Consider the following 3,077-nt stretch of genomic DNA (forward strand, 5'->3'; position numbering starts at 1 on the left):
CAAATTGCTTGGGTGTTATATGGTCAAGCCTCACGGGCAATTAGTATTGGTTAGCTCAACGCCTCACAGCGCTTACACACCCAACCTATCAACGTCGTAGTCTTCGACGGCCCTTCAGGGAACTCAAGGTTCCAGTGAGATCTCATCTTGAGGCAAGTTTCCCGCTTAGATGCTTTCAGCGGTTATCTTTTCCGAACATAGCTACCCGGCAATGCCACTGGCGTGACAACCGGAACACCAGAGGTTCGTCCACTCCGGTCCTCTCGTACTAGGAGCAGCCCCTCTCAAATCTCAAACGTCCACGGCAGATAGGGACCGAACTGTCTCACGACGTTCTAAACCCAGCTCGCGTACCACTTTAAATGGCGAACAGCCATACCCTTGGGACCGGCTTCAGCCCCAGGATGTGATGAGCCGACATCGAGGTGCCAAACACCGCCGTCGATATGAACTCTTGGGCGGTATCAGCCTGTTATCCCCGGAGTACCTTTTATCCGTTGAGCGATGGCCCTTCCATACAGAACCACCGGATCACTAAGACCTACTTTCGTACCTGCTCGACGTGTCTGTCTCGCAGTCAAGCGCGCTTTTGCCTTTATACTCTACGACCGATTTCCGACCGGTCTGAGCGCACCTTCGTACTCCTCCGTTACTCTTTAGGAGGAGACCGCCCCAGTCAAACTACCCACCATACACTGTCCTCGATCCGGATGACGGACCTGAGTTAGAACCTCAAAGTTGCCAGGGTGGTATTTCAAGGATGGCTCCACGCGAACTGGCGTCCACGCTTCAAAGCCTCCCACCTATCCTACACAAGCAAATTCAAAGTCCAGTGCAAAGCTATAGTAAAGGTTCACGGGGTCTTTCCGTCTAGCCGCGGATACACTGCATCTTCACAGCGATTTCAATTTCACTGAGTCTCGGGTGGAGACAGCGCCGCCATCGTTACGCCATTCGTGCAGGTCGGAACTTACCCGACAAGGAATTTCGCTACCTTAGGACCGTTATAGTTACGGCCGCCGTTTACCGGGGCTTCGATCAAGAGCTTCGCGTTAGCTAACCCCATCAATTAACCTTCCGGCACCGGGCAGGCGTCACACCCTATACGTCCACTTTCGTGTTTGCAGAGTGCTGTGTTTTTAATAAACAGTCGCAGCGGCCTGGTATCTTCGACCGGCGTGGGCTTACGCAGCAAGTGCTTCACCCTCACCGGCGCACCTTCTCCCGAAGTTACGGTGCCATTTTGCCTAGTTCCTTCACCCGAGTTCTCTCAAGCGCCTTGGTATTCTCTACCCAACCACCTGTGTCGGTTTGGGGTACGGTTCCCGGTTATCTGAAGCTTAGAAGCTTTTCTTGGAAGCATGGCATCAACCACTTCGTCACCCAAAGGGTAACTCGTCATCAGCTCTCGGCCTTGAACCCCCGGATTTACCTAAGGGTCCAGCCTACCACCTTAAACTTGGACAACCAACGCCAAGCTGGCCTAGCCTTCTCCGTCCCTCCATCGCAATAACCGGAAGTACAGGAATATTAACCTGTTTTCCATCGACTACGCTTTTCAGCCTCGCCTTAGGGACCGACTAACCCTGCGTCGATTAACGTTGCGCAGGAAACCTTGGTCTTTCGGCGTGGGTGTTTTTCACACCCATTGTCGTTACTCATGTCAGCATTCGCACTTCTGATACCTCCAGCAAGCTTCTCAACTCACCTTCACAGGCTTACAGAACGCTCCTCTACCGCATCACTTACGTGATACCCGTAGCTTCGGTGTATGGTTTGAGCCCCGTTACATCTTCCGCGCAGGCCGACTCGACTAGTGAGCTATTACGCTTTCTTTAAAGGGTGGCTGCTTCTAAGCCAACCTCCTAGCTGTCTAAGCCTTCCCACATCGTTTCCCACTTAACCATAACTTTGGGACCTTAGCTGACGGTCTGGGTTGTTTCCCTTTTCACGACGGACGTTAGCACCCGCCGTGTGTCTCCCATGCTCGGCACTTCTAGGTATTCGGAGTTTGCATCGGTTTGGTAAGTCGGGATGACCCCCTAGCCGAAACAGTGCTCTACCCCCTAGAGTGATACATGAGGCGCTACCTAAATAGCTTTCGAGGAGAACCAGCTATCTCCGAGCTTGATTAGCCTTTCACTCCGATCCACAGGTCATCCGCTAACTTTTCAACGGTAGTCGGTTCGGTCCTCCAGTCAGTGTTACCTAACCTTCAACCTGCCCATGGATAGATCGCCCGGTTTCGGGTCTATACCCAGCGACTAAACGCCCTATTAAGACTCGCTTTCGCTACGCCTCCCCTATTCGGTTAAGCTCGCCACTGAATATAAGTCGCTGACCCATTATACAAAAGGTACGCAGTCACCTAACAAAGTAGGCTCCCACTGCTTGTACGCATACGGTTTCAGGATCTATTTCACTCCCCTCTCCGGGGTTCTTTTCGCCTTTCCCTCACGGTACTGGTTCACTATCGGTCAGTCAGTAGTATTTAGCCTTGGAGGATGGTCCCCCCATATTCAGACAAAGTTTCTCGTGCTCCGTCCTACTCGATTTCATTGACAAGAGATTTTCATATACGGGGCTATCACCCACTATGGCCGCACTTTCCAGAGCGTTCTATTAATCTCAAATCAACTTAAGGGCTAGTCCCCGTTCGCTCGCCACTACTAAGGGAATCTCGGTTGATTTCTTTTCCTCAGGGTACTTAGATGTTTCAGTTCCCCTGGTTCGCCTCTTAAGCCTATGTATTCAGCTTAAGATAACCAGCTTGTGCTGGCTGGGTTCCCCCATTCAGAGATCTCCGGATCAAAGTCTGTTTGCCGACTCCCCGAAGCTTTTCGCAGGCTACCACGTCTTTCATCGCCTCTGACTGCCAAGGCATCCACCGTATGCGCTTCTTCACTTGACCATATAACCCCAAGCAATCTGGTTATACTGTGAAGACGACATTCGCCGAAAATTCGCATGTGCTCAAAGAGCCACTCACAAATTTTACCTTAGCCTGATCCGTTACCAGTGAAAGTAACGTTCAGTCTATCTTTCTATCACATACCCAAATTTTTAAAGAACGATCT

General features: G+C 51.3%; 1 rRNA gene. It reads right to left on the reverse strand.

From position 1 onward, the window contains the following. Positions 1-19 precede the first annotated feature (19 nt). A 23S ribosomal RNA gene (locus CAF65_RS27595) occupies positions 20-2,911 on the reverse strand. Between the last annotated feature and the right edge of the window lie 166 nt (positions 2,912-3,077).

Source organism: Pseudomonas sp. B28(2017) (assembly GCF_002113025.1).
GTDB lineage: Bacteria > Pseudomonadota > Gammaproteobacteria > Pseudomonadales > Pseudomonadaceae > Aquipseudomonas.